Raw genomic sequence first — 26,280 nt, 5'->3', positions numbered from 1 at the left:
GCGCCGCAGGCTCGCGGCTAGCCGTGCTGGCTGAGCCCCTCATAGGCCGGAGCCCGCACCGGAGCTGGGGCGCGTTGCGCGTTGGCGCGCGCCTCATCCGAGGCCAGCCGCAGCAGATAGGCGAGATCGTGCATCTCGTGCTGCTTGGCCAGATTGCTCAGTTGATCCGACAATTCTTCAATATATTGCGCGGTGGCCTTCATCTTGTTCCTCCTGTCACGCCATAAACGGCGCGCTTGGTGCGAAGGACGCTCGCTGCGCCACATGCCGCCCCTTGGCTGACAGACTAAGCAGGATGATCAGGGGCGACATACCTCAAATGGGGTAAGCAGGCGGCTTGCACGCCGATCCGATCGGCTCATCCAAACGACGGCCGCCGGACCGCCGTGACCAGAGATCCGGCCTTCTCATAGCGTGCGAGCGCGTCCTTCAACGGCTCGGAGACCACGGCCATGTGGAAACCGCTCGCGTGCAGCAGCGTGTCGGGGTCGCGCAGGATGCCGACATGGCCTTTCCAGAAGACCAGGTCGCCGCGGCGCAGCGTGCCTGCGATGTTGCCGTCGACGGGGGAGCCGATCGCCTCTTCCTGCTGGTCGGTATCGCGCGGCACGGGCAGGCCTGCCGCCGCCAGCGACAATTGCACCAGGGCGGAACAATCGAGGCCGAGGCTGGTCCGGCCGCCCCAGAGATAGGGCGTCTCGAGAAAGCGTTCGGCCACGGCAACGAAATCCGGCTCCGCGGCCTCTTCCAGCGCGGCGACATGTCGGGCGACGACAGCGCCGCTGAAATCCGCCAGCCACAAGAACCGGGTGCCGCGCGTCTCCGCCGCCTGGCCGAGCGCCAGCCGGCTGCCGAGGGACAGCGCGGCCACGGGCGGGAACTTCATGTCGGCCGCGGGATAGACGAAGGTCCGAAGCGCCGTGACACGGTGGGTCGGCGCGGGATCGACAGGGCCGAGCGCATCGGAAGCGACAAAGCCGACATAGGAATCCGCCTCGGCCTGGATCCAGGCCCAGCCCTCGGCCGTCTCCTCGAACACGCGGACCCTTTCGCCGCAAAGCGCCTCGCTGTCGATCATCGCGTCGGAGCGCGGCGCGCGGCGGATCGGGGTCGAGGCGACCGCGATGCGGCGAAGCGCGCCCTCGACGAAGCGCGAAGCCTCGACCTGGCCCTGAAGCCTGCTGTCGGCGAGATCGGGCCGATAGGCATTTGCGCGGACATCCAGCGTCAAAACGGCAATTCCCTATGCCGGGCGATGACGAGATCGCCCAATCGTTCGACGGCAAGGGCGCCGGCGACGGTCCGTTGAATCACCACATTGCGGCGGTCTTTGGCATCGCGGTGCCGGCTGACCAGGCCGAGCCGTCCCATCGTATCGAGCGCCCGGGTGATCGCCGGCTTGGTGACGCCGAGCTTGGCGGCAAGCCCGCGCACCGTATGCGGCGGCATTTCGAGATAGACGGTCAGGAGCACGGCCATCTGGCGTGCGGAGAGGTCGTGCTCGCCGTCGCGGACGAGATCGAGCGTGACGTCATGCCAGAGGCGAAGCGCCTGCGTTGGACGCAGTTCGGCAGGCATGACGGCTCCCCTGACAAATCCGCGATCGTTTCGGACCCGTTCTATTTAAGCGTCGCGCTGCGATGGCCACAAGGCCTGATCGCAGCGCGGGCTCCGATTGTATCGAGCGTGCGCGCCGAGCCGAGCTATTCGGCGGCGAAACGTTCCTGGATCAGCGAGAACAGGGCACGGATGGCCTGCGCCTCGCCGCCTTCCGGCTTGCCGGGCTTGCCCGAGGGGTTCCAGGCATAGATGTCGCCATGGACCCAAGGGATCGACTTGGGAACAAAACGATCGAGGAAAAGCGCCGCCGTGATCGCTCCGGCAAACCCGCCGGCGCCGGCATTGTTGATGTCCGCGATCTTGGAATCGATCATCGACTCGTAGGGCGCCCAGAGCGGCAGGCGCCAGAGTGGATCCAGATGCAGCGCGGCATGGCGGGCGAGGTCCGCCGCCAGCGTGTCGTCATGGGTGAAGATCGCCGGCAGTTCGGGTCCGAGCGCGACGCGCGCCGCGCCGGTCAGTGTCGCCAGGTCGATCAGCAGGATCGGATTCTCCTCGGCGGCGACGGCCAGCGCGTCGGCGAGGATCAGGCGACCTTCGGCATCGGTATTGCCGATCTCGACCGTGACGCCGCCGCGCGAGCGCAACACATCGCCGGGACGGAAGGCGGGGCCGGAGATGGCGTTCTCAACCGTGGGAACCAGCAGGCGCAGCCGCACCGGCAGCTTCGCCTCCATGATCATGTGGGCCAGCCCCATCGTGTTGGCGGCGCCGCCCATGTCCTTCTTCATCAGCAGCATGCCGCTCGACGGCTTGATGTCGAGACCGCCGGTGTCAAAAGTGACGCCCTTGCCGACCAGCGTGACCTTCGGATGCGAGGGATCGCCCCAGACCAGATCGACCAGGCGAGGCTCACGATCGCCATCGGCGGCGCGGCCCACGGCGTGGATCATCGGCAGATTGGCGGAAAGCAGATCCGCGCCGACGATTTCGCTGACCTTGGCGCCGAAGCGCGCGCCGAGGTCGTGGATGGCGGCGGAAAGCTCGGCCGGGCCGAGATCGCTCGCCGGCGTGTTGATGAGATCGCGCACCATGGCGATGGCCCGCGCCATGCTGCGGGCCCGCGACGGGTCGGCGCCCTTCGGCACGACCAGCCGCGGGATCGGCGAAGGATTGCTCTTGTAGCGCTCGAAGCGGTAATTGCCGAGCGCCCAGCCGACCGCGCCCAGCATCGGGTCCGGCAGGTCTGTGACGAAATGATAGTCGCCCTGCGGCAGGATCATCGGCAGCTTGCCGGTGATCAGCGGCGCGGCGCGGCGGCTTTCCGCGCGCCCCAGCCCGAACAGCACCCGGCCGATGACGCCGCGCGTGTCGGCGATGATTGTCACGGCGCCGGCCGATGCATCGAAGCCGGTCGAGCGCGCCCAGGCGGCCTCAACGTCGCCGATGGATGCCAGCAGGGTCTCCAGCCCTTCGGGATCCACGGCATGAATCGGAATAGCGACGTCGGAACGGTCGATCAAGCTGTCGCTCACTTCAATCATCCTTGCCTTGCTGGCCTCGATTCGAAATCGGCGCAGATCATGGCCCCGGCGCGCCGACGGATCAATTGCGCCGCGATGACGCTGCTTATTGCCAAGATCATGCCAAACCGTTTGCGGATGAGGGCTGACCTGCCGACAATTTGAGCTAAGCTGGGCAGGGGCTCCGTTCCGGCCATCCCGCGAAGGATATCATGCCAGCTGCTGTCGAAGTGATGCTTGACGATCGGACGGCCTCGCCGCGCGAAACCGTAATCCTCGATGGCTCCCCCCTGCGTCTGTCGACGCTGTCGCTGATCGGCCGCGGCCTGCTGCATGTGGTGCCGTGCGAGGTGCGACTGGTCGAGGTCGCGAAAGCCTATGAGGCGGTGCGCGGCGCGGTCGAGGGCGGGCGGCAACTCTATGGCGTGACGACGGGCGTCGGCGCCATCAAGGATCGGTCGATCGCCCTGGCCGCCTCGGCCGATCGCACCGATCTGGTCCGCGCCCATCACTTCGGCGTCGGCGAGCCGCTGCCGCCGGAGATCGTCCGCGCCGGCATCGCTATCCGCGTCAACACGGCGCTTTCCGGCATGGTCGGCTGCAGCCCCGAGCTGGTCCGCGCCTATGTCGCGGCGCTCGACGCCGACATCGTCCCGGTCGTGCGCCGGCTCGGCTCGATCGGCGCCGCCGATATCGGGCTGATGAGCCAGGTCGCAACCGCGCTGGCGGGCGAGGGCCAGGTCTTCCATCGCGGCGTGCTGAAATCCGCCGAGGAAGCACTGCGCGAAGCCGGCCTGACGCCCCTGGTCTTCCGGCTGAAGGACGCCCTTTCCGCCGTCAGCACCAACGCGCTGACGGTCGCCAGCGCCGGCGCGACGCTGATCGAGGCCGCGCAGTTGATCCGCGTCGCCATGGCGACCGGTTCCAGCGCCGCCGCTGCGCTGCGCGCCTCGCCCGAGCCCTGGCGCGTGGCGACGCGCATCGGGTCGCCGCGCGAGGCGGCGGCCGGCACCGTGCTGATGGCGGTGGCGGACGCCTTTCCCTGGGCGCCGGCCACCCATCTGCACGACCCGCTCAGCCTGCGCATGATGGCGCAGATCTTCGGCGCCTCGGCCGGGGTCGTCGCCTTCGCGGCCGCCAGCGTCGAGGCCGCCACGGCGCGGCCGGACGACAATCCCGTCGTCATCGACGGCATCCCGATGACGTCGGGCGGGTCGCTGCCGCTCGAACTCGCGCTGACGCTGCAATCGGTCGGGCCGGGCCTGGCGCATCTCGCCCGCAATATCCTCAACCGCATCATCCTGATCGCCAATGGCGGGCGCGGCGTGCTGCCGGCCAATCTCGTCTCGGAGGCGACGGACGCCACCGGCTTCGGGCCGCTGGTCAAGCTGGCGGGCGACCTCGCCAGCCGCGTCATGGCCGATCTGGCGCCGGTTTCCGCCATGCCGCTGCTAATCGCGGGCGGCATGGAGGACGAGGCGATGTTCGCGCCGCTGATCGTCGAGCGCCTCAACCGGCAGATCGCCTCGCTGAAGATGCTGACGGCGATCGAGGCGCTTCTGGCCGCCCAGGGGCTCGACATGCAGGGGCTGAAGCCGGCCGGACTGGTCGGCATGGTCTATGATTCCGTCCGCTCCGAAGTTGCCTTCCTGGAGAAGGATCGTGCGCTTTCGCTCGATATCGAGACCATCGAACGCAACCTTTTTCAGCCTGCGCTCTTGGAGACAGTCAGAAATTTCTACGAATCCATCACAACGGATGAGCTCATTTTCTCGCGTTGACGCGCGCGGAACCCTAAGAAGTACGATGCTCGCCCAGACCCACCGACAGTAGAGGAACTTCCGCAATGAAAGCTCTGAAGACCATCGCGGCAGCGGCCGCGATCCTCGCCTCGATCGGCGGGGCGCACGCAGCCGATGTCGTCGTTTCCTCGAAGATCGACACCGAGGGCACGCTGCTCGGCAACGTCATCGCCCAGGTGCTCGAGGCGAACGGGATCACGGTCGAGGACCGCATCTCGCTCGGCGGCACGCCGGTGGTGCGCAAGGCGATCACGGCCGGCGAGATCGACATCTATCCGGAATACACTGGCAATGCCGCCTTCTTCTTCAACAAGGCGGACGATCCGCTCTGGAAGGATGCGGCCAAGGGCTTCGAGACCGCGAAGACGCTCGACTATGACGCCAACAAGATCGTCTGGCTGTCGCCCTCGCCCGCCAACAACACCTGGGCGATCGGCCTGCGCGGCGATGTCGCGGAAGGCAACAAGCTGAAATCGCTGAGCGATTTCGGCAAGTGGGTCGCCGGTGGCGGCAAGGTGAAGCTGGCCGGCTCGGCCGAGTTCGTCAATTCGGCCGCCGCCCTCCCCGCCTTCCAGACCGCCTATGGCTTCTCGCTGAAGCCCGAGCAGCTGCTGGTTCTCTCCGGCGGCGACACCTCGGCGACGATCAAGGCCGCGGCCGAGCAGACCGACGGCGTCAACGCCGCCATGGTCTATGGCACGGACGGCGCCATCCAGGCGGCCGGCCTGGTCGTGCTGGACGACGACAAGTCGGTGCAGCCGGTCTATGCCCCGGCGCCGATCATCCGCGAGGAAGTGCTGAAGAAGTTCCCGAGGATCGAGGAAGTGCTGAAGCCGGTCTTCGCCTCGCTCGATCTCAAGACGCTGCAGGAACTGAACGGCCGCATCCAGGTGGGCGGGGAGCCGGCCAAGGAAGTCGCCAAGGCCTATCTGGCCCAGAAGGGCTTCGTGAAATAGGCGCCGAAACGCGCTTCACGTGAAACCCGGACGGCGTCGAAAGCGCGCCGTCCGGCCCCTGTTAACAGCCTCCCGCGTGTTAGCTTCCCGTTAACCTTGCGGTACGCCGATTTGCCCTTAAGCTCTTGCGCAACGAGAGAGAGCCATCCGGCGTGACGGAAGCCAGCCAGACCGCAGCCCAGCCCCTGACCGCGCGCCTCGACCGCGTCGGCATCGTCGTCGCTGTGATCGCGATCTTCGGCATGGACTGGCAATCCTTCGCCACGCTGAAACCCAACCGCCTGATCTCCGGCCAGGGCCTCAGCCTCGCCCAGTCATTGCCGACGCTGTGGGCGGCGATCGGCATCGGCCTGTTGTCGATTGCCACCATCGTCGCCGTGCTGCGCACCGGCGCGCTGCTGCGGCTGGCTGTGGGCATCGGGTCGCTGCTGCTGCTGGCCGTGCTGATCGGCATCGTGCCGGCGACAGTCGTGCCGCCCGACAACAGCTATACCCGGGTGTCCCCCGCCGCCGGCTTCTGGCTGATGGCCTTTGCCTTCGCGGTGCTGACCACCGACGCCATCGCCAAGCTGCAACTGGGGCCGCTGGCGCGGCTCGCCATGCTGGCGGGGGCCGCGATCGCGGTCGCCCTGATCCTCGGCTCCGGCCATTGGGACGGACTGTCGATCCTGAAGGAATACGCCACCAACGCGCAGAAGTTCTGGCGCGAGGGGGCGAAGCATATCGAGCTGGCGCTGGGGTCGCTCGCCGCCGCCGTCGTGATCGGCCTGCCACTCGGCATCGCCTGCCACCGGAACGCCACGCTGCGCGGCATCACGCTGCCGGTCCTCAACATCATCCAGACCCGTGCCGTCCATGGCGATGTACGGGCTGATGATCGTGCCGCTCGGCCTGCTCGCCGCCTGGTCGCCGCTCGCCGCCTCGCTCGGCATCCGCGGCATCGGCACGGCCCCGGCGCTGATCGCGCTGTTCCTTTATTCGCTGCTGCCGGTCGTGGCCAACACCGTGGTCGGCCTCGGCGAGGTGCGCCGCTCGGTGGTCGAGGCGGCCGAGGGCATGGGCATGACCAAGTTTCAGCGCCTGTTCCAGGTGGAGCTGCCGCTGGCCCTTCCCGTCATCCTCACCGGCATCCGCATCGTGCTGGTGCAGAATATCGGCCTCGTCACCATCGCCGCCCTGATCGGCGGCGGCGGCTTCGGCACCTTCGTCTTCCAGGGCATCGGCCAGGCCGCCACCGACCTCGTCCTGCTCGGCGCGGTTCCCACCATCGCGCTCGCCTTCACCGCCGCCATCCTTCTCGATGCGGCCATCGAGCTTTCCGAAAGGCGCCGGCTTTGATCGAACTCGAACATGTCAGCCGCCGCTTCGGCGACCAGCTCGCCGTCGACGACGTCTCCTTCTCCGTCGAGCGCGGCACCATCACCGTCATCGTCGGCACCTCCGGCTCCGGCAAGTCGACGACGCTCAGGATGATCAACCGGCTGATCGAGCCTTCCGCCGGCACGATCCGCATCGACGGCAAGGACACTGCCTCCGTCTCCGGCGAGGAACTGCGCCGCGGCATCGGCTATGTCATCCAGGGCAACGGCCTGTTCCCGCACTGGACGGTCGCGCGCAACATCGCCACCGTGCCGACGCTGCTCGGCTGGGACGCCGCCCGCATCGCCAGGCGGGTCGACGAGTTGCTGACCCTGTTCAGCATGAAGCCGGAAGAGTTCGCCCAGAAATTCCCGCACCAGCTTTCCGGCGGCGAGCAACAGCGCGTCGGCGTCGCCCGCGCGCTGGCCGCCGAGCCCGGACTGCTGCTGATGGACGAGCCGTTCGGCGCGCTCGACCCGATCATCCGCGCCAAGGCGCAGGAAGACCTGCTCGCCGTGCAGCAGCGCCTCGGCATCACCGTCGTGCTGGTGACGCATGACATGGAGGAAGCGATCCATCTCGGCCACAGGATCGCGGTCATGGATGGCAGCAAACTGCTGCAATATGGGCCGCCGGCGGAAATCCTGGCGCGGCCGGCGCATGGCTTCGTCGAAAAGCTGGTGAACGGCGTCGACCGGCCGTTCCGGCTGCTGTCGCTCGCCCCCGTCTCGTCGATCGTCGAGCCCGGCACGGCCGAGGGCCCGCCGATCGCCGCGACCGCCACGCTGCGCGATGCCTTGTCCGAACTGCTCTGGCACCAGCGCGACGCGCTGCCGGTGGCGAGCGCGGACGGCACGCTGGTCGGCCGCATCTCGCTCGCGGCGCTGCGCGCCCATGCAGGTGTGCCCGCGTGAGCCGCATCGTCGGACCCCTGGCACGCCTCGCGGCGCTGGCGCTGCTGCTCGCGCTCATCCTCCGGCCCGAATGGTTCGTGCCGATCCTGAAGCCGTTCACCGAGAACGACGCGCCGGTAATCTACAACCAGGGCAGCCTGCTCAGCCTGACGCTCTATCACCTCGGCCTTGTCGCCATCGCCAGCCTGATCGGCACCGCGCTGGCGCTGGTCATGGGCGTGTTCGTGACGCGAAAGGTCGGCGAGGAATTCCTGCCGCTGTCACGCAGCCTGGTCAATATCGGCCAGACCTTTCCGCCCGTCGCGGTGCTGGCGCTGGCCGTGCCGGTGGTCGGCTTCGGCTTGAAGCCGACCCTGATCGCGCTGGTGCTCTACGGCCTGCTGCCGATCTTCGAGAACACCATCACCGGCCTCAAGGAAGTGCCGGCGAATGTCGTCGAAGCGGCGCGCGGCATGGGCCTGAATCCGACGCAGCAGCTGTTTCGCGTCGAGCTGCCCCTGGCGCTTCCGGTGATCCTCGCCGGCATAAGGCTGTCGGTCGTCATCAACATGGGCACGGCAACGATCGGCTCGACGGTTGCCGCGAAGGGGCTTGGCGAGGTGATCATCGCCGGGCTTCTGACCTCCAACACCTCGTTCATCCTGCAGGGCGGCATCATCGTCGCGCTGCTGGCGGTGCTGATCTATGACGCGCTGTCGATCGTCGAGCGCCGGGTCGCGAAGCGGACCGGGCGGCTGGCGGAGGTCGCGGGGTAAGGGCTTTGGCGACGACCATGTCGAGCGAATGGATGGTTCGCTCGCGCGGCTGTCAGGCGTCCAAGCCGATTGAGAGGCTCCACCATCATCCTGAGGTGCTTCGCGTCAGCGAAGCCTCGGAGGAGGCACCAGTGGGCATTTCGGCTTGCAAACCAAGTCACGACCCCGACGAAATCACCTGGATTCAGAGCGTTCGCTGGACCCTCCTTCGAGGCCCGGCTTTGCCGGGCGCCTCAGGATGATGAGCGAGTTTTGAATTGTGGGCCGGACACTCCGTCGCGTCTCGAACCACGCACCCAGCGCGCAACAGGGAAAGCGCAAGCAAAGCCCCTCACCCTACCCTCTCTCCCAAGCGGGCGAGGGTTTTTGGCCGGCGCTCTTCACAAAGATCGAGCGCGGCAGAACTCCCTCCCCCGCATGACCAGCGACCCCTCCCCGAAAGCGCCATGCGCTTTCGACCCTCCCTCGAGGGGAGGGTTCAAGCGGAGCGCGGTCCGGCGAAGCGCCATCGGTATCCATCAGCAGAGCTTTGGCCCCGCGGCGGGCCTCCTGAACCCTCCCCTTGAGGGAGGGGCAAAACCGGCCTGCCGGTTTTGGGGGAGGGGGACGCCTTGCTGGGCCAGCCGGCAACCTCACCAACCGGGCCCTGAAACGCTGAGGAAGCGGCCCGAACGCAAATCGGCCTTCCCATTTCGTCGGCAAAGCCGTCAACTTGGCGACGAGGGTGCGTCTCTGATGTACCGAGTCGCAATCTCCCTTTCCGACAACCGCCGGTGATGCCATGAGCGATTTCGATCTCGTCCTTTCCGGAACCGTCGTTACCGCCGACCGCGTCATCGAGGGCGGGTTCGTCGCGGTGCGCGACGGCAAGATCGCCATGGTCGGCCAGGGCGAGGCGCCCTCGGGACGAGAGAAACACGCGCTCGGCAAGGCGCTGATCCTGCCGGGCGCGATCGACGCGCAGGTGCATTCGCTGAGCCAGAGGGACCAGGAGGATTTCATCTGGTCGACCCGTTCGGCCGCGGCCGGCGGCGTCACCACCATCGTCGACATGCCCTATGACGAGGGCAACCTCGTCTGCTCGGCGGCGGCTGTGCAGAGGAAGCTCGACCATGCCGGGCCGCAGGCGCGCGTCGATTTCGCGCTCTATGGCACGATCGACCCGGAGGAAGGCACGGCGCGCATCCGCGAAATGGCGGCGGCCGGCGTCGCGGCGTTCAAGTTCTCCACCTTCGGAACCGATGCCAAGCGGTTTCCCCGCATTCCCCCGGCCCTGCTGGCGGAATGCTTCGCCGCGATCGCGCCGACCGGGCTGACCGCCGGCGTGCACAACGAGATCCACGAGGCGGTCGACGCGCATATGGCGCGGGTGCGCGCCTCCGGCATCACCGACTGGCGGGCGCATGGCCTGTCGCGGCCGCCCATCACCGAGCTGCTCGCCGATGTCGAGATTTTCGAGACCGGCGCGCTGACCGGCTGCCCGGCGCATGTGGTGCATTCCTCGCTGGCGCGCGGCGCCGAACTCGCGGCCCGCTACCGCGCCGAGGGCCATGCCGCCTCCGTCGAGGTCTGCATCCACTATCTGACGCTGGACGAGGAGCATGATGTCTGCCGGCTCGGCGGCAAGGCCAAGATCAACCCGCCGATCCGGTCGCGCGCCGAGGTCGAGGCGTTGTGGCGGCAAGTGGCGCTCGGCCATGTCGACCTCGTTTCGACCGACCACGTGTCCTGGTCGGAGGACCGCAAGACCAAGCCCGCCATGCTGGACAACGCATCGGGCGTGCCGGGTCTGGAGGTCATGCTGCCGCTCTTCGTCAAGGGCGCGCTGGAACGCGGCATCCCGCTCACCTCTGCGGCGCGGCTGATGGCCCGGAACCCGGCCCGGCATTTCCGCATCGCCGACCAGAAGGGCGCGCTGGAGATCGGGAAGGATGCCGACATTGCCGTGCTGACGCATGAGCCGGCGCTCTATGATGCGGCGGCGAGTGGGCATAATGTAGTGGGCTGGAGTCCGTATCACGGCATGACGCTCCCCTGGCGGGTGAGCGGCACGTTCCTGCGCGGAATCCAGGTCTTTGACGGGCGCGCTGTGCTGGCTGAACCTGGTTCGGGCCGGTTCGTGCGTCCGCCCCCCACCCTGCCGATCGAGACCTGATCCCTCCATGCGCAACAACCTGCCGATCGACGAGACCCAGCTCTGGGACGATCTGATGGCGCTCGCCGAACTGACCGATCCCGGCCGGCCCTGGACCCGCCGCGCCTTCACGCCGATGTTTCTCGAGGGCCGCGCCTTCGTCGCCCGGCGCATGCAGGAGGCCGGGCTCGCCATCCGCCTCGACGCGGCCGGCAACCTGATCGGCCGGCGTGAGGGCCGCTTTCCCGACCACAAGACCATCGTCATCGGCTCGCACAGCGACACGGTTCCGGATGGCGGCCGTTTCGACGGCACGGCCGGCGTCATGGCCGGCATCGCGGTCGCGCGCAGCCTGCAGCAGGACGGCGCCGAGCTCGACCACCCGTTCGAGGTGATCGACTGCCTGGCGGAAGAGGTCTCGATCTTCGGCCTTTCCTGTATCGGCAGCCGCGCCGTCGCCGGGCTGCTGACGCCCGAGCAGTTGGAACGGCCGGAGCCTGATACCGGCGAGGTGCTGCGCGACGCGATCGACCGCATGGGCGGCGACGTCGCCTATCTCGCCGAGGCGCGGCGCGACGACATCGCCGCCTATCTGGAACTGCATATCGAGCAGGGGCCGATCCTCCAGGACGAGCGCTGCGACATCGGCATCGTCACGGCGATCTCCGGCATCACGCGGCTCGAGATCGTCATCGAGGGCCGCGCCGACCATGCCGGCACGACGCCGATGAACCTGCGCCAGGACGCGCTGGCGGGGGCCGCCGCCGCCGTGTCGGTCATTGCCAAGGATGCGAGCCGCCGCGCCAAGGCGGGGCACGGGCACTTCGTCGCCACGGTTGGCGAATTCCGCGTCGAGCCCAACGCCGCCAATGTCGTGCCGAGCCGGGTGACGCTGCTGGTCGATGCGCGCGCCGAGGAGCGCAGCTTCATGGAAGGCTTCGTCGCCGAATTGCGGCCGCTGATCCTGCGCGCCATGTCGGGCACGGGCGCGCGGATCACCGAATTCCGCGCCATTTCGGACAACCGCCCGGCGCTTTCCGATCCGTTGCTGCTCGACGTGCTGGAGCAATCGACCGAGGCGCTGGGGCTCACGCCGCGCCGCATGGCCTCGGGGGCCGGCCACGACATGGCCTGGTTCTCGCGCATCGCCCCCTCGGCTATGATCTTCGTTCCCTGCAAGGATGGCCGCAGCCACACGCCGGAAGAATGGTCGGAGCCGGGCGAGATCGCCGCCGGCGCGGCCGTGCTGCTCGACGCCGTGCTGCGCCTCGATACCCTGCTCGCCTGAAGGAGAACCGCATGGGCCGCATCCTGACCGAGAAAGACGTCGAACCCGCCGTGCGCGGCGGCTCGGTCTATGCGGCCGGGGGCGGCGGCTGGGCCGACCATGGCCGCATGCTGGGGCTCGCCGCGGTGCGGATCGGCAAGCCGGAACTGGTCACGGTCGACGAGCTCGACAAGAATGACTGGGTCGCGACCGCCGCCGCGATCGGCGCGCCGGCCGGCACCACCGCCTGGGAAATGCAGGGCGTCGACTATGTCCATGCCGTGCGGCTGCTGCAGGAAGCGCTGGGCGAACCGATCGCGGCACTGATGGTCGGCCAGAACGGCCGCTCCTCGACGCTGAACGGCTGGCTGCCTTCCGCCATCCTCGGCACCAAGGTGCTCGACGCGGTCGGCGACATCCGCGCGCATCCGACCGGCGACATGGGGTCGATCGGGCTTGCCGCCTCGCCCGAGCCGATGATCCAGACGGCGGTCGGCGGCAACCGGGCCGACAACCGCTATATCGAGCTGGTGGTGCGCGGCGCGACCGCCAAGGTGTCGCCGATCCTGCGCACGGCCTCCGACATGTCGGGTGGCTTCATCGCCTCGGCGCGCAATCCGGTGCGTGCCAGCTATGTGCGGAAGAACGCGGCGCTGGGCGGCATCTCGATGGCGCTGGCGCTCGGCGAGGCGATCGTCGCGGCCGACGGCAAGGGAGCCGGCAAGGGCAGCGGCACCGCCGTCATCGACGCGATCTGCAAGGTGACCGGCGGCCATATCGCGGTTTCCGGCCGGATCGCCCGCAAGGACGTGGTCTACACCAACGCCGCCTTCGACATCGGCACGGTGGTGATCGGCGCCGGCGACAAGGCGACAACGCTGCATGTAATGAACGAATATATGGCGATCGACGATGCCGGCGGCACCCGCCTCGCCACCTTCCCGGATGTCATCACCACGCTCGACAAGGATGGCGAACCGCTCTCGGTCGGGCAATTGCATGTCGGCATGACGGTGCATGTGCTGCATGTGCCCAAGGCGATCATCCCGCTTTCGGCCGGCGTGCTCGACCCCTCCGTCTATCCGCCGGTGGAAGCCGCGATGGGCATCGAGCTCGCGCGCTATGTTTTTGCAGACGAACCGAAGAAGAAGCGGAAGAAGAAATAGCGGCGGGCTGCGAGGCTCGCTGCGCGCGCATCTCGGCCTGATGGGGGCTGGTGCGGCACCCGTCCTGTCCATCATGCTGAGGCGCCGCCCGCAGGGCGGCCTCGAAGCACGCACGACCGACCCGCGAGGCGCTTTCCATGCCGAACCCCCGCTATCCCGTCACCTCGGGAACGACGCTGCGCTGCAAGGGCTGGCGGCAGGAGGGCCTGCTGCGGCTGCTCGAAAACGTGCTCTCGGTCGGCGAGGACCCGGACAGCCTGATCGTCTATGCGGCGCTCGGCAAGGCGGCGCGCAACTGGGCGGCGCATGACGCCATCGTCCAGGCGCTGAAGACGATGGACGAGGACGAGACGCTGATCGTCCAGTCCGGCAAGCCGATCGGCCTATTGAAGACGCAGGTTCAGGCGCCGATCGTCATCATGGCGAACTGCAACATCGTCGGCCAATGGGCCAAGGCCGAGTATTTCTATGAGCTGGAGCGGAAGGGCCTGATCTGCTGGGGCGGGCTGACGGCCGGCGCCTGGCAATATATCGGCAGCCAGGGCGTCATCCAGGGCACCTACGAGATCTTCATGCGCATCGCCGAGAAGCATTTCGGCGGCGATCTCGCCGGACGCTTCATCCTGACCGCCGGCCTCGGCGGCATGGGCGGGTCGCAGCCGCTCGCCGGCCGCATGGCCAACGCCGCCATTCTCACCGTCGACGTCGACCCGGAGCGGGCGGAAAAGCGCAAGGCGATCGGCTATGTCGACGAGATCGCCCCCCGACCTCGACACGGCGCTGCAGCGCATCGCGCACGCCCGCCATCACCGCGAGCCGCTCTCCATCGCGCTGGTCGGCAACGCGGCCGAGATCTATCCCGAAATTTTTCGGCGCGGCATCGTGCCTGACATCGTCACCGACCAGACCTCGGCGCATGACCTCGTCTATGGCTATGTGCCGGCGGGGATTTCGCTCGCCGAAGTGCGAGCATTGCGGCAGAGCGATCCGGCGAAACTGATGGCGCTGTCGCGCGCCTCGATCGTTCCCCATGTGCGCGCCATGCTCGATTTCCAGAAGCATGGCTCGGTCGTGTTCGACAACGGCAACCTGATCCGCACCCAGGCGCGGGAAGCCGGCCTCGCGAACGCCTTCGACATCCCGATCTTCACCGAGGCCTATCTGCGGCCGCTCTTCGCCCGCGCCATCGGTCCGTTCCGCTGGATGGCGCTTTCCAACGATCCCGACGACATCCGCCGCATCGACGACCTCGTGCTGCAGCGCTTTCCCGACAACGCCATCGTCACCAACTGGATACGCCTGGCGCGCGACAACGTGCCGTTCGAGGGCCTGCCGGCGCGGATCGCCTGGCTCGGCCATGGCGCGCGCACCGAACTGGCGCTCGCCGTCAACGACCTGGTGGCGGCCGGCGCGCTTTCCGGGCCGATCGCCTTTTCCCGCGACCACCTCGATGCGGGGGCGATGGCGCATCCCAACATCATGACGGAGAACATGCGCGACGGGTCGGATGCGATCGCCGACTGGCCCTTGCTCGACGCGATGACGCTGTCGGCCTCCGGCGCCGACCTCGTCACCGTGCATTCGGGCGGCGGCGGCTATGCCGGCTACATGACCTCGGCCGGCGTGACACTGGTCGCCGACGGCACGCCCGCCGCCGGCGAGCGCCTGGCGCGGGCGCTCACCAACGACACCTCGCTCGGCGTGATGCGCTATGCCGACGCCGGCTATGGGGACGCGCTCGACGAGGCAGCGGTCAAGGGCATCCGCCGCTTCGAAGTGCCATCGGAGAAGGTGGTGCGGCGGGGAGGTTGAGCCGCACATAGAGGCCCCGCCCCCTTGTGCCCCCGGATTAGTGTCCTCGTTGCCCATGCGCAACAGCCAGGGTGCTGCGCGACGGCTAAGAAGGATTAGGAACCCTGAGAGGCCTATCCATGAAGCTTATCTTCGCCGCATCAAGCCTCTTGCTTCTCGCGTCGCCAGCCTATGCCGCGGATGTTTCCGCGAGCGAACCGGCGCCCATTGCATCCGCCTTTTCCTGGACGGGCCTCTATGTCGGCGCCAATGCCGGCGCGGGCTGGAGCAATGGCGATCCGCTCGGCGACACGACCTATCACCTCAATGGCGAAAATGGCACTTTCGCCAATGGCTGGTTCAACAGCGAAGACAGCTCCAACAAGAGCGGCTTCACCGGCGGCGCCCAGATCGGCTACAATTACCAGACCAACAATATTGTGCTCGGCATCGAAGCCGACCTCAACTATCTCAATGTCAAAAACCAATATTCTGCAGATTATTTTGACACGCTCTATTCGGATGCGAGCCCCGACTACAACTATAATCTGAAAGAAGACCTGGACACCGAGAGCAAGATCGAGTGGTTTGGTACCATCCGTCCCCGCCTCGGCGTGACACCGTCCGAACGCCTGCTCGTCTATGCAACCGGCGGCCTCGCCTATGGCCAGGTGAAGAGCAGCGCCAGCTACAAGTGGCACGAATATGGCTACTGGTGGGGCGGCCCCGGCGATCACTTTTTCGACCGCAGCGGCGGCTTCGACGGATCGTCCAGCAATGTCCGCTGGGGCTGGACCCTCGGCGCCGGCGCCGAATACGCCCTCACCGACAAGCTCAGCCTGAAGGGCGAATATCTGTACGTCGACCTCGGCAGCAAGAACCATTCGGTCCTGAGCCCCGACGACAGCACGGAATCCATCAGCTGGCGCGACTCGGCGCAGTTTCACGCCGTCCGACTCGGTCTGAACTACAAGTTCTGATTACAGACGGCTATTAAGAGACGGGCGAGCGCCTGGCGCGGGCGCTCACCAACGACACCTCGCTCGGCGGATGCGGTAGGCCGACGCCGGCTACGAGGACGCGCTCGACGAGACTGCGCAAAAGGCATCCGCCGGTTTGACGTACCGTCGGACGAGGTGGTCCGGCGGGGAGGTTGATACGTCGCTTCACCTCTCCCATGGGGAGAGGTCGACACGCGGAGCGTGGCGGGTGAGGGGTTGAGGCCTCACCGGCGAGATCGCATCCCCTCACCCGGAGCTTCGCTCCGACCTCTCCTCATGGGAGAGGTGAAAGCCGCCCTCCCCTACCCGTGCGGATGCGAGAAGATCTCGGTCAGCATAGCGACGAAGCGCTTCGGGTCGGCGTCGAAGGCGACGTGGGCGTTCGGCTCGCGATTGCCCCGGAAATGCGTGTCGATCACCGTGCGGCCCACCGTCAGCGCGCCGCCGGTCTCGACGTCGACATGCAGATGGCGGGTCGTCAGCACGTCGCGATCGACCAGATAGGCGACGCAGACCGCGTCATGCACCGGCGCCGTGCCGAGCACCTCCATCTTCTGGGAAATGTCGTGCATCTCGATGCGGAAGCGCACGATGTCCGAGGTCGCCTGGGCGGCCGGCGTGCCGAGCATGGCGAGATGGTCGCAATCGGCATAGGAAATCAGCGCCCGGTGCGTCGCATCGAGAGTCACCAGCGTCACCTTCTCGAAGCCGGCCGAAAATACACGCGCCGCCGCTTCCGGATCGGCCCAGATGTTGAATTCGGCCGAGGGAGTCATGTTGCCGATCTCGTGGCCGCCGCCCATGATGATCAGCTCCGGCACGCGCTTGGCGAAATCCGGATCGGCCGCGAGTGCCGCAGCGATGTTGGTGAGCGGGCCGACCGGCATCAGCACGATCGGCTCCTTCGCGTTGCGATAGGTCTCGACCAGATAATCGACCGCGCCCTTGTCGGCCTTCTTCGACTTCGCCGCCGGGACGGGCAGCGTCTCGACATGGAATTTCGAGGCCTGGTCGGTGACGCCGCGCGCGACCGGGAAATTGTCGCGCACGAAGGGGCGGTTGGAGCCCTCATAGACCGGGATGTCGGAACGGCCGATATGGTCGAGCACGCGCAGCGTATTGTCGGTGCAGAACTTGACCTCGACATTGCCGTTGACCGTGGTGACGCCGATCAACTCGATTTCCGGATGCAGCGCCGCCAGCATGATGGCGACCGCGTCGTCGGTTCCGGTATCGACATCGAGAATGAGCTTCTGGGCCACGCGCGGCACTCCATGGGCAGGGACAAGAGGAAGGCGGGAAACGTCTCCCGGCCCGGCCGGCCGTCAAGGGCCGGCACAGGGGGCCGGCGGACGTTAGGGGCGCGCGCGGGGAAGCGTCAAGGTGGAGCCTGCGCCACCCGGCCTCGGCAAGGAGCCGGCGGCGGGCGTTCGATCCTTTCCGCCGGTTTCAGCGGGTAACCCTCCGGCAGCACCCGCTATGGTGTTGCTTTCGCAATGATTTCCACGCCAATCTCCGCTCCGGTTCTTCGAACGGGAGTTTCCCATGTTTCCGACGCCGGTGCCTAGGCTGGTCCCGAACACCTACGACTTCGAATCGAAGCCGATGGTGAAGCCGACCGGCTTTCGCGAATATGACGCGCGCTGGCTGTTCGGGGACGAGATCAACCTGATGGGCGTGCAGGCGCTCGGCATGGGGCTCGGCACGCTGCTCGGCGAGATGGGCGTCCCGCGCGAGCTGGTGACCGGCCACGACTACCGTTCCTATTCCGGCTCGATCAAGCTGGCGCTGACGACCGGGCTGATGGCGACCGGCGTGAAGGTGCACGATATCGGTCTCGCCGTGACGCCGATGGCCTATTTCGCCCAGTTCGACCTCGACGTGCCGGCCGTCGCCATGGTGACCGCCTCGCATAACGAGAATGGCTGGACCGGCGTCAAGATGGGCGCGGCGCGGCCGCTGACCTTCGGGCCGGACGAGATGATCCGCCTGAAGGAGCTGGTGCTGACGGCCGCCTTCGACCTGCGCGGCGGCGGCGCCTATCTCTTCCACGAGAACTTCCCGGCGCGCTACCTGGCCGACCTCACGAACCGGCCGAAGCTCCGGCACCCGATCAAGGTGATCGCCGCCTGCGGCAATGGCACGGCCGGCGCCTTCGCGCCGAAGGCGCTGGAGATGATCGGCGCCGAGGTCATCCCGCTCGATGCCGATCTCGACTTCACCTTCCCGCGCTACAATCCCAACCCCGAAGACATGAAGATGCTGCACGCGATCCGCGACGCGGTGCTGGAGCATGGCGCGGCGGTCGGGCTCGGCTTCGACGGCGATGGCGACCGCTGCGGCGTCGTCGACAATGAGGGCGAGGAGATCTTCGCCGACAAGGTCGGCGTGATGCTGGCGCGCGACCTCGCGGCGCTGCATCCCAACTCGACCTTCGTCGTCGACATGAAATCGACCGGCCTGTTCGCCACCGATCCGGTGCTGCTCGGCCATGGCGCCAAGGCCGATTACTGGAAGACCGGCCATTCCTACCTGAAGCGGCGGGTGCATGCCCTGAACGCGCTCGCTGGCTTCGAGAAATCCGGCCATTATTTCTTCAACCCGCCGATCGGCCGCGGCTATGACGACGGCCTGGTCTCGGCCTTCGCCATTCTCGACATGCTCGATCGCAACCCCGGCAAGAGCATGGCCGATCTCAAGAACGCGCTGCCCAAGACCTGGGGCTCGCCGACCATGTCGCCGCATTGCGACGACGAGAAGAAGTATGGCGTCATCGACAAGGTGGTGCGGCGCTTCCAGGAGAAGCAGGCCAGGGGCGAACGCGTCGCCGGGCAGAAGATCGTCGACCTCGTCACCGTCAATGGCGTGCGCGTCGTCAACGAGGACGGCACCTGGGGCCTGGTGCGCGCCTCGTCGAACAAGCCGGAAATGGTCGTCGTGGTCGAGAGCCCCGTGTCCGAGGCCCGCATGCGCGAGATGTTCAAGGCGATCGACGAGACCTTGCGCGAAAATCCGGAAGTCGGCGCCTACAACCAAACGATCTGACCTTCCAACAGGCACTTGGCCGGTTCGCCGGCCGGGGCCGATAATAAACGCCTAGAAAACACCCGTGGAGAGAACGCACATGACTTCCCGCTCCTTCGGCACGATGCCGGATGGCACATCCGTCGAGGCCATCACCATCTCGAATGGCGACCTGACGGCGACGATCCTGACCTTCGGCGCCGTGATCCAGGACATCCGCCTCGCCGGCGTGCCGCATCCGCTGGTGCTCGGCTACGACAACATGGAAGCCTATCTGCGCAACCGCACCTATTTCGGCGCGATCGCGGGCCGCTTCGCCAACCGCATCGCCGATGGCCGCTTCGAGATCGACGGCACGCCCTACCAGGTGTCGCAGAACGAGGCGCCGAACCATCTGCATGGCGGCTTCGACGGCTTTGGCACGCGCGTCTGGACGCTGCTGCGCTCGACGCCGTCCAGCGTCACGCTCGGCATCAGCAGCGCCGATGGCGAAGAGGGCTATCCCGGCAAGGTCGATGTCGAACTGACCTATTCGATCGAGGCGCCCGGCACGCTGAAGACCGTGATATCCGCCACGACCGACAAGCCGACCCTGGTCAACCTGGCGCAGCACAGCTATTTCAACCTGGACGGCACCGGCACCATCCGCGACCACATGCTGACCATCCCGGCCGAGACCTACCTGCCGATCGACGCGGGCAAGATCCCGACCGGCGAGTTCCGTCCCGTCGCCGGCACCGAATATGATTTCCGTGGGGGCCGCCGCTTCGGCGAAGGCCATGACGGCGTGGTCGAGAGCTATGACCACAACATGGTCGTCCGGCGCGAAAAGGTCGCGACGCCGCAGCCGATCGCCGTGCTCTCCTCGTCGAAGAGCGGCGTCGCGCTCGAAGTCACCTCGACCGAGCCGGGCGTGCAGTTCTATGGCGGCCAGATGGTGGCCTCGAAGGACGCCGGCATCAATGGCGAAGTCTATGGCGCCAATGCGGGCCTGTGCCTGGAGGCGCAGCTCTTCCCCGACGCGCCGAACCAGAAGGACTTCCCGAGCGCGGTGCTGCGCCCCGGCGAGACCTATCACCAGGAAACCCTGTTCCGCTTCAGCCGCACCGGCTGAGGACTCTCTTTGCTGGCCCTCCCGCACGCCGGAGGGGCCAGCCCTTGATGAAGCGACCGCGCCACGACCGGCGCGGTCGCTTTTTTGTTGGCTGCGGACCGTCGCCCCGGCGAAGGCCGGGGCCCAGGAACACCGGCTTTGGAAATCTTGGCCGAGACCTTTCCGTTGAGGCCGGAGTGTCTGGATCCCGGCCTCCGCCGGGATGACGACGGAGGGTTTGGGCGGGCGGAGCGCAGGGGTCGACTGGCGGATGTGAAGACAGCGCCGGCCGGGCGGAAAGCACGTTCTGACGGCGCCGGCCGACGGCGCCACGTGGATGTTCGCCCCCTCGCCCCACCCTCGCCGTCATCCTGGTGGGCTTCGCTCGCGAAATCCTGCGCCGACCATCATCCTGAGGTGCTTCGCGTCAGCGAAGCCTCGAAGGAGGGTCCAGCGGGCATCTTCGCGGACGGCGCGTCGCCCCAAGGCCGTTCCCTGAACCCTCCTTCGAGGCCCGGCCTTGCCGGGCACCTCAGGATGATGGTGGAGCCTGTCCGGCGCTCTGCCGAAATGCCGCGAACCCAAAACCCAACCCCCGCGCGAATTTTCTTCCCTTCCGCAGCGGCGCGGATCATTCTGACGTGCTCTCGCAGGCCGGTTCGCTGGAGCATCATGACGACGATCAACCGTTCGACGCATATCCGTCTCACCTCGCATCCCGGCGCCCAGGCGCCGGTCCGGTTTCCGATCCGCTGGGGCGACCCCGACCCGCGCCGGCGCGGGCCTGTGGTGGGAACCGTGTCGAACCCCGCCGACCGCAACACGATCGGCACGCATGGCGGCTCCTATTCGCTCTATCGCGCGCTCGCCGTCTCCTCCGGCGCGCTGAACCCGATCCAGCGGCCGGATTATCGCAACACCTCACCGGCAGTCTCGATCGGTCCGCACCCGCAATGGGCCGACCCCGCCAGGATCGTCTCGCTCGACCCGTTCGGGCACCTCGCCGCCGAGCTTTTCGCCGACCTGATCGCCGAGGGCGTCGACATCCGCCCGACCATCGCCATCACCAAGGCGCGGCTCACCATGATCGAGCTGCATGAGGCGATCCGGCTGAAGCGGCTGCCGATCGATGGCACCATCGTGCATGGCAATGGCGACGTCGCCGTCACCAAGGCGGCGATCGATCCGGTCTGGCACCTGCCGGGCATCGCGGCGCGCTTCGGCGTCGAGGAGGACCAGCTGCGCCGCACGCTGTTCGAGCAGACCGGCGGCATGTATCCCGAACTGGTGACCCGGCCGGATCTCGCGCTGTTCCTGCCGCCGATCGGCGGCATCACGCTCTACATCTTCGGCGACGCGGCGGCGATCGCGGATCCGAAGCGGACGCTCGCCTGCCGCGTGCATGACGAATGCAACGGCTCCGACGTGTTCGGCTCCGATATCTGCACCTGCCGGCCCTATCTGGTGCATGGCATCGAGGAAGCGGTGAAGGAGGCGCAGGCAGGCGGCGTCGGGCTGATCGTCTACAACCGAAAGGAAGGCCGGGCGCTTGGCGAGGTGACGAAGTTCCTCGTCTACAACGCCCGCAAGCGGCAGGAGGGCGGCGACCAGGCGGCGACCTATTTCGAGCGCACCGAATGCGTCGCCGGCGTGCAGGACGCCCGCTTCCAGCAATTGATGCCGGATATCCTGCACTGGCTCGGCATCACCAAGATCGACCGCTTCGTCTCGATGTCGGACATGAAATATGACGCCATCACCGGCTCCGGCATCGAGATCCGCGAGCGGGTGGCGCTGCCGGATGCCCTGATCCCGGTCGACGCGCGCGTCGAGATGGAGGCGAAGAAGGCGGCCGGCTATTTCTCCGCCGACGCGCCGCCCACCGCCGACGATCTGGCGCACACGATCGGCAGGCCGCTGGAGAAATATTGAGAGGGCTGCCGGCGGTCGGGATGGAGGCGCTTTTCTCCTCGCGTCGCAAGGGAGAGATCGGCCCAAACGTCCGGCGAGGGTTTACGCCCTCTCCGGAAACGCCGTAAACCCTCACCCGCCGGCTCCGCCGTCGACCTCTCCCTCCGGGAGAGGTGAAGTCCGTTCCTATCGCATCGACGGAGCATCTCCTTGGCATCGATCCCTTCCCTTCTCTCCGCCAGCGCCGTGCGCGAGCGCGCCAACCGGCTGCTCGACCTCGGCATCGCCGGCGAACTCGACCATTTCGCCGTCGATCTCGGCCGCCTGCCGGCGGTGGCCGACTACGTCATTGAGACGATGCGGGAAAACTATGGCGATCGCGACATCCCATTCCATGCGCGCTGGCGCCACTTCGAAGCCGGCCAGATCGACCGGTTCGGCGGCCTGGTGGATGCCGCCGGCATTACCGATCCCTTCGTCTTCGGCCGCGCCGCCTATGACCTCGCCATCGTCTCCGTGCTGCTCGATGCGGGAGCCGGGCCCGACTGGCGCTATCACGAGGCGATGACCGGCGAGACCTTTTCCCGTTCGGAGGGGCTTGGCGTGGCGAGCTTCGCCATGTTCGCCTCCGGCCTGTTCTCGCAGGACCCGGCCGATCCGCTGCGCGCCGACGCCGCGGCGCTCGCCGTGCTCGAAGCCGCCGACCTCGCCGAGGGCTTCCAGGTTTCGCCTGGAAATCCGATGGTCGGGCTCGAGGGCCGGGCCAGGCTGCTGAACGCGCTCGGCCGGGTCGTCGCCGACCGCGCCGATCTCTTCGGCACCGACGAGGCGCGGCCGGGCGGGCTGTTCGACGCGGTGCTCGCCACCGCCGACGAGGACGGCCGGGTCTCAGCGCCGAAAATCCTGGAGCTGGTGCTGGAGGCGCTCGGGCCGATCTGGCCGAGCCGGCTGCTGCGCGAAGGCGTGGCGCTCGGCGACACCTGGGAGCATCGCAAGCTCATCACGGACGACGCGACCTCGGGCCTGATGCCGTTCCACAAGCTGTCGCAGTGGCTGAGCTACTCGCTGATCGAGCCGCTGCTCTGGACCGGGGTCGAGGTCGTCGATCTCGACGGGCTGACCGGGCTGCCGGAATACCGCAATGGCGGGCTGTTCCTCGATTTCGGCGTGCTGGTGCCGAGGGATCCCGCCGCGTTCGCCCGGCGCTGGAAGGCCGAGGACGAGTTCATCGTCGAATGGCGGGCGCTGACGGTCGCCCTGCTCGACCGCACGGCGGCGCTGATCCGCGAGACGCTCGGAAGCGATGCCGAGACGCTGCCGCTGGCCAAGGTGCTGGAAGGCGGCACCTGGGCGGCCGGGCGGCGGATCGCGCGGGAAAAGCGCGCCGATGGCGGCCCGCCGCTGATGATCGAGAGCGACGGGACGGTGTTTTAGGGGAGACTTCACCTCTCCCATGGGGAGAGGTCGACGGCCGCAGGCCGGCGGGTGAGGGGTTCAGGCTCACCTTGGAGATCGCAACCCCTCACCCGGAGCTCCGCTCCGACCTCTCCCTGTGGGAGAGGTGAAAGGCACTGCCGTTTGGCCGAACTCAGCCCTTCTTGCCCGGCTGCAGCAGATAGACCCAGGCGAGCAGGATCGGGCCGAGGGTCAGGGCCACGTCGGCGAGGTTGAAGACGAAGAAGCCGCGCTCGTTCCAGTGCAGATACAGGAAATCGATGACGTGGCCGTGCCAGATGCGGTCGATCAGATTGCCGATCGCGCCGCCGGCGATCAGCGCGAAGCCGGTGGCGGCGGTGCGGCCGCCCTCGGTCGAGCCGCGCCAGACCCAGAACACCACCCCCGTCACGATCGCGGTCAGGACGATCAGAACCAGGCTGTCGGCGCTGTTGCCGAGCGAGAAGGCGATGCCGGTATTGTTGATGCGGTAGAGCGCCAGGACCGGCAGCACCGCGATGCCCTGCTGGTAGACCAGATAGGCGTCGGCGATCCACTTCGAGAGCTGGTCGACGAGGATGGTCAGCGCCATGATCGAAAGACCCAGCGCCGAGAACGGGCCGGGAATGCGGGCCGCCGCCGGGGCGGCCGTGGTGTCCGTCTCTGGCGTCATCGCATCCATGCCTAGAGCTTCAGCTTGTCGCGGCGGATCTCGTAGAGCATCACGCCGGTGGCAATCGCGAGGTTCAGCGAGTCCGCCCGGCCCGCCTGCGGGATCTTGACGAGGTGGTCGCAGATCCCGGCGAGATCGTCCGGCAGGCCGGATTGCTCATTGCCCATGAACAGCATGACCGGCCGGTCGTAATCGATGGTGCGATAATCCGACTTGCCGGAAAGATGCGTGCCGACGACGATGCCGGGCCAGCCTTTCCGCCAGGACTTGAATTCTTCGACGCTCATGCGGGCGAGCTTCATGTGGAAGATCGAGCCCATTGTGGCGCGCACCGCCTCGACCCCGAACGGATCGACCGTGTCGCCAACCAGGATCACTCCCTCGGCGCCGACGGCATCGGCGGTGCGGATGATGGTGCCGAGATTGCCGGGGTCCTTGATGCCTTCGAGCGCCACCCAGACGCCGGCGGGGCCGGGCTGGATCTCGCTCTTCGGCGTCAGCTTCTGCTCGAACACGCCGACGACCATCTGCGGATTGTCGCGGCGCGTTATTTTTGAAAGCACGGCCTCGGAGACTTCGAGAACGTCGCCGCCGCGCGCATGCGCCGTCGTCGCGACGCGCTTGACCACCGGGTGGTCAGCGACCTTCGCGCCGTAAACAAGAATCTTGATCGGCCAGTCTTCCTCGACCGCGTCGGCGACCAGCTTCATGCCCTCGGTGACGAACAGGCCGCTTTCCTTGCGGTTCTTCGGCAAAGCGAGGCCGCGAATGTCCTTGATCGTCGGATTGGTCAAGCTGGTGATGGTCTTGACCGCGCCGGGCGCGGCAATCGGGGAATGATCAGCCATCGCGGGACCACCGGGAAAAGAGCGACGTGGAAAGGGTGCGGCCTTCGCCTTCCTCGCGGATCAGCAACTCGCCGGATTCGAGCGTGCCCGGCAGGCCGGAAAGCGCCTCGGCCGAGGTCTCGTGGATCGCCATGAAGGAAGCGCGGATCGAATAGGCGGAAAGGCAGAGGAACAGCGCGTCGTCGGCGAGCAGCTGGCGGCAAAGCCCCATCATCTCGGGCAGGCGCTCGAAGATGTCCCAGACCTCGCCATTCGGGCCACGGCCGAATTTTGGCGGGTCGAGGATGATGCCGTCATATTTCGAGCCGCGGCGCACTTCGCGCTGCACGAACTTCATCGCGTCATCGACGATCCAGCGCACCGGCAGATCGGCGATGCCCGACATGGTCTGGTTATCGCGGGCCCAGCCGATCGCCTTCTTCGAGGCGTCGACATGCGTCACCTGCGCGCCGGCCATGGCCGCGACGAAGGAGGCGATGCCGGTATAGCCGAAGAGGTTCAGCACCTTGGGCTGGCGTTTCGGATCGGCATATTTCGCGTCGCGGATCTTTTGGCCGAACCAGGCCCAGTGCATTTCCTGCTCGGGGAAGAAGCCGACATGGCGGAAGGCGGTGAAGCGGCCGAGAAAGCGCACCTCGCCCTCGCCGACCGCGCGCGGCAGCGGCCAGGCCATCGGCCAGGTTTCGCCGAGCGGCTTCCTGTATTTCCAGCGGCCGTCCGAATCCTCGTCCTTGGCCCCGGTGAAGATCGCGTCGGCGCGATCCCATTCCTCGGCGGAGAGGCGCGGCGTCCACAGCGCCTGCGCCTCGGGCCGCACGATGCGGTAGGGACCATAGCGCTCGAGCTTCCGGCCATGGCCGGAATCGATCAGCGCATAATCGGGCCAGCCCTCTGTCGTCAGCATCACCGGCCAGCGGGAGGCCGGTGTCTGGGGAGCGCGGGCGGCGGGGGAAATCTCGGAAGCAGTCGTCATGGTCGGTTCATAGCGTTCGCCGCGCCGAAAGCCAATCGATGCCGGCAACGAAGGCGCCGCCCGTCTTGCCGACTCCGGGGCTCCATCCAAAATAAA

General features: G+C 67.3%; 20 protein-coding genes and 2 pseudogenes. 14 read left to right on the top strand and 8 right to left on the bottom strand.

The features are described 5' to 3' along the window. Positions 1–17: 17 nt before the first annotated feature. The 4 genes from ACHMWQ_RS04815 to ACHMWQ_RS04800 all read right to left on the bottom strand — a co-directional run bounded on the left by ACHMWQ_RS04815 (position 18) and on the right by ACHMWQ_RS04800 (position 3,095). Positions 18–203 carry a hypothetical protein gene (locus tag ACHMWQ_RS04815; protein ID WP_396306584.1) on the bottom strand — a complete coding sequence of 62 codons (186 nt, stop codon included), beginning with the start codon at positions 201–203 and terminating at the stop codon, positions 18–20. A 155-nt stretch (positions 204–358) separates the two neighbouring features. Further along, a complete protein-coding gene (locus tag ACHMWQ_RS04810; protein ID WP_396306583.1) occupies positions 359–1,231 on the bottom strand; it encodes an NlpC/P60 family protein in 873 nt (290 codons plus the stop codon). After that, entirely contained in the window at positions 1,228–1,578 is a 351-nt protein-coding gene (locus ACHMWQ_RS04805) for a MarR family transcriptional regulator (RefSeq protein WP_354553384.1), read from the bottom strand. Before ACHMWQ_RS04805 ends, ACHMWQ_RS04810 begins: the two co-directional genes overlap by 4 nt. A 125-nt stretch (positions 1,579–1,703) precedes the next feature. Beyond that, positions 1,704–3,095 (bottom strand): leucyl aminopeptidase family protein, encoded by a 1,392-nt coding sequence (locus ACHMWQ_RS04800; protein WP_396306582.1) that lies wholly within the window; start codon positions 3,093–3,095, stop codon positions 1,704–1,706. A gap of 200 nt (positions 3,096–3,295) precedes the next feature. On the opposite strand from ACHMWQ_RS04800, the gene ACHMWQ_RS04795 reads away from it, so the two are divergent. The 10 genes and pseudogenes from ACHMWQ_RS04795 (at position 3,296) to ACHMWQ_RS04750 (ending at position 16,207) form a co-directional block, all read left to right on the top strand. Beyond that, entirely contained in the window at positions 3,296–4,864 is a 1,569-nt protein-coding gene (locus tag ACHMWQ_RS04795; protein WP_354553382.1) for an aromatic amino acid lyase, read from the top strand. Positions 4,865–4,929: 65 nt separating this feature from the next. Continuing rightward, positions 4,930–5,841, top strand: a complete 912-nt coding sequence (locus tag ACHMWQ_RS04790; protein ID WP_396306581.1) for an ABC transporter substrate-binding protein — start codon at positions 4,930–4,932, stop codon at positions 5,839–5,841. Between the two features lie 242 nt (positions 5,842–6,083). After that, positions 6,084–7,179: pseudogene (locus ACHMWQ_RS04785) on the top strand (ABC transporter permease). Further along, a complete protein-coding gene (locus ACHMWQ_RS04780; RefSeq protein ID WP_396306580.1) occupies positions 7,176–8,114 on the top strand; it encodes an ABC transporter ATP-binding protein in 939 nt (312 codons plus the stop codon). Before ACHMWQ_RS04785 ends, ACHMWQ_RS04780 begins: the two are co-directional and overlap by 4 nt. Further along, positions 8,111–8,869: an ABC transporter permease gene (locus ACHMWQ_RS04775; RefSeq protein ID WP_396306579.1), complete on the top strand. Its 759-nt coding sequence runs from the start codon at positions 8,111–8,113 to the stop codon at positions 8,867–8,869. Before ACHMWQ_RS04780 ends, ACHMWQ_RS04775 begins: the two co-directional genes overlap by 4 nt. A gap of 781 nt (positions 8,870–9,650) precedes the next feature. Beyond that, entirely contained in the window at positions 9,651–11,024 is a 1,374-nt protein-coding gene (locus ACHMWQ_RS04770) for a dihydroorotase family protein (protein ID WP_396306578.1), read from the top strand. 7 nt (positions 11,025–11,031) lie between these two features. Continuing rightward, positions 11,032–12,291, top strand: a complete 1,260-nt coding sequence (locus ACHMWQ_RS04765) for a Zn-dependent hydrolase (protein WP_396306577.1) — start codon at positions 11,032–11,034, stop codon at positions 12,289–12,291. Positions 12,292–12,302: 11 nt separating this feature from the next. Further along, positions 12,303–13,436 (top strand): DUF917 domain-containing protein, encoded by a 1,134-nt coding sequence (locus ACHMWQ_RS04760; RefSeq protein ID WP_396306576.1) that lies wholly within the window; start codon positions 12,303–12,305, stop codon positions 13,434–13,436. A gap of 137 nt (positions 13,437–13,573) precedes the next feature. Continuing rightward, positions 13,574–15,248 (top strand): annotated as a pseudogene (locus tag ACHMWQ_RS04755) (urocanate hydratase). A gap of 119 nt (positions 15,249–15,367) precedes the next feature. Beyond that, a complete protein-coding gene (locus ACHMWQ_RS04750; protein WP_396306575.1) occupies positions 15,368–16,207 on the top strand; it encodes an outer membrane protein in 840 nt (279 codons plus the stop codon). Positions 16,208–16,530: 323 nt separating this feature from the next. Here the strand turns inward: ACHMWQ_RS04750 and ACHMWQ_RS04745 are convergent, their stop codons facing one another. Next, positions 16,531–17,490, bottom strand: a complete 960-nt coding sequence (locus ACHMWQ_RS04745) for a nucleoside hydrolase (protein ID WP_396306574.1) — start codon at positions 17,488–17,490, stop codon at positions 16,531–16,533. 283 nt (positions 17,491–17,773) lie between these two features. Between ACHMWQ_RS04745 and ACHMWQ_RS04740 the strand changes: the two genes are divergently transcribed. From ACHMWQ_RS04740 to ACHMWQ_RS04725, 4 genes are all read left to right on the top strand, one after another. Then, positions 17,774–19,273 (top strand): phosphomannomutase/phosphoglucomutase, encoded by a 1,500-nt coding sequence (locus tag ACHMWQ_RS04740; protein ID WP_396306573.1) that lies wholly within the window; start codon positions 17,774–17,776, stop codon positions 19,271–19,273. Positions 19,274–19,352: 79 nt separating this feature from the next. Further along, positions 19,353–20,366 carry an aldose epimerase family protein gene (locus tag ACHMWQ_RS04735; RefSeq protein ID WP_396306572.1) on the top strand — a complete coding sequence of 338 codons (1,014 nt, stop codon included), beginning with the start codon at positions 19,353–19,355 and terminating at the stop codon, positions 20,364–20,366. A 651-nt stretch (positions 20,367–21,017) separates the two neighbouring features. Next, positions 21,018–22,277 (top strand): GTP cyclohydrolase II, encoded by a 1,260-nt coding sequence (locus ACHMWQ_RS04730; RefSeq protein WP_396306571.1) that lies wholly within the window; start codon positions 21,018–21,020, stop codon positions 22,275–22,277. Positions 22,278–22,466: 189 nt separating this feature from the next. Beyond that, a complete protein-coding gene (locus ACHMWQ_RS04725; protein WP_396306570.1) occupies positions 22,467–23,690 on the top strand; it encodes a URC4/urg3 family protein in 1,224 nt (407 codons plus the stop codon). Positions 23,691–23,844: 154 nt separating this feature from the next. On the opposite strand, the gene lspA is transcribed toward ACHMWQ_RS04725, so the two are convergent. Genes lspA through ACHMWQ_RS04710 form a run of 3 tightly spaced genes read right to left on the bottom strand, consistent with a single transcriptional unit; the run spans position 23,845 to position 26,184 of the window. Beyond that, complete coding sequence (gene lspA / locus ACHMWQ_RS04720; protein WP_396306569.1) at positions 23,845–24,363, bottom strand: signal peptidase II; 519 nt, start codon at positions 24,361–24,363, stop codon at positions 23,845–23,847. An 11-nt stretch (positions 24,364–24,374) separates the two neighbouring features. After that, positions 24,375–25,211, bottom strand: a complete 837-nt coding sequence (locus tag ACHMWQ_RS04715; protein WP_396306568.1) for a TrmH family RNA methyltransferase — start codon at positions 25,209–25,211, stop codon at positions 24,375–24,377. Further along, a complete protein-coding gene (locus ACHMWQ_RS04710; protein WP_396306567.1) occupies positions 25,204–26,184 on the bottom strand; it encodes a class I SAM-dependent methyltransferase in 981 nt (326 codons plus the stop codon). The genes ACHMWQ_RS04715 and ACHMWQ_RS04710 overlap by 8 nt, the downstream gene beginning before the upstream one ends. Between the last annotated feature and the right edge of the window lie 96 nt (positions 26,185–26,280).

Source organism: Kaistia sp. UC242_56 (assembly GCF_044452255.1).
Taxonomy (GTDB): domain Bacteria; phylum Pseudomonadota; class Alphaproteobacteria; order Rhizobiales; family Kaistiaceae; genus Kaistia; species Kaistia defluvii_A.
Note: the sequence above shows the minus strand (reverse complement) of the source record. Positions and strands in the feature narration are given on the sequence as shown.

Bases quoted from the DNA above. Each gene is read 5' to 3' on its own strand.
- ACHMWQ_RS04805 (WP_354553384.1), bottom strand. From the start codon at position 1,578: ATGCCTGCCGAACTGCGTCCAACGCAGGCGCTTCGCCTCTGGCATGAC.
- ACHMWQ_RS04795 (WP_354553382.1), top strand. From the start codon at position 3,296: ATGCCAGCTGCTGTCGAAGTGATGCTTGACGATCGGACGGCCTCGCCG.
- ACHMWQ_RS04735 (WP_396306572.1), top strand. From the start codon at position 19,353: ATGACTTCCCGCTCCTTCGGCACGATGCCGGATGGCACATCCGTCGAG.
- ACHMWQ_RS04715 (WP_396306568.1), bottom strand. From the start codon at position 25,211: ATGGCTGATCATTCCCCGATTGCCGCGCCCGGCGCGGTCAAGACCATC.
- ACHMWQ_RS04750 (WP_396306575.1), top strand. From the start codon at position 15,368: ATGAAGCTTATCTTCGCCGCATCAAGCCTCTTGCTTCTCGCGTCGCCA.
- ACHMWQ_RS04765 (WP_396306577.1), top strand. From the start codon at position 11,032: ATGCGCAACAACCTGCCGATCGACGAGACCCAGCTCTGGGACGATCTG.
- ACHMWQ_RS04790 (WP_396306581.1), top strand. From the start codon at position 4,930: ATGAAAGCTCTGAAGACCATCGCGGCAGCGGCCGCGATCCTCGCCTCG.
- ACHMWQ_RS04760 (WP_396306576.1), top strand. From the start codon at position 12,303: ATGGGCCGCATCCTGACCGAGAAAGACGTCGAACCCGCCGTGCGCGGC.
- ACHMWQ_RS04770 (WP_396306578.1), top strand. From the start codon at position 9,651: ATGAGCGATTTCGATCTCGTCCTTTCCGGAACCGTCGTTACCGCCGAC.
- ACHMWQ_RS04740 (WP_396306573.1), top strand. From the start codon at position 17,774: ATGTTTCCGACGCCGGTGCCTAGGCTGGTCCCGAACACCTACGACTTC.
- ACHMWQ_RS04730 (WP_396306571.1), top strand. From the start codon at position 21,018: ATGACGACGATCAACCGTTCGACGCATATCCGTCTCACCTCGCATCCC.
- ACHMWQ_RS04710 (WP_396306567.1), bottom strand. From the start codon at position 26,184: ATGACGACTGCTTCCGAGATTTCCCCCGCCGCCCGCGCTCCCCAGACA.
- lspA (WP_396306569.1), bottom strand. From the start codon at position 24,363: ATGACGCCAGAGACGGACACCACGGCCGCCCCGGCGGCGGCCCGCATT.
- ACHMWQ_RS04815 (WP_396306584.1), bottom strand. From the start codon at position 203: ATGAAGGCCACCGCGCAATATATTGAAGAATTGTCGGATCAACTGAGC.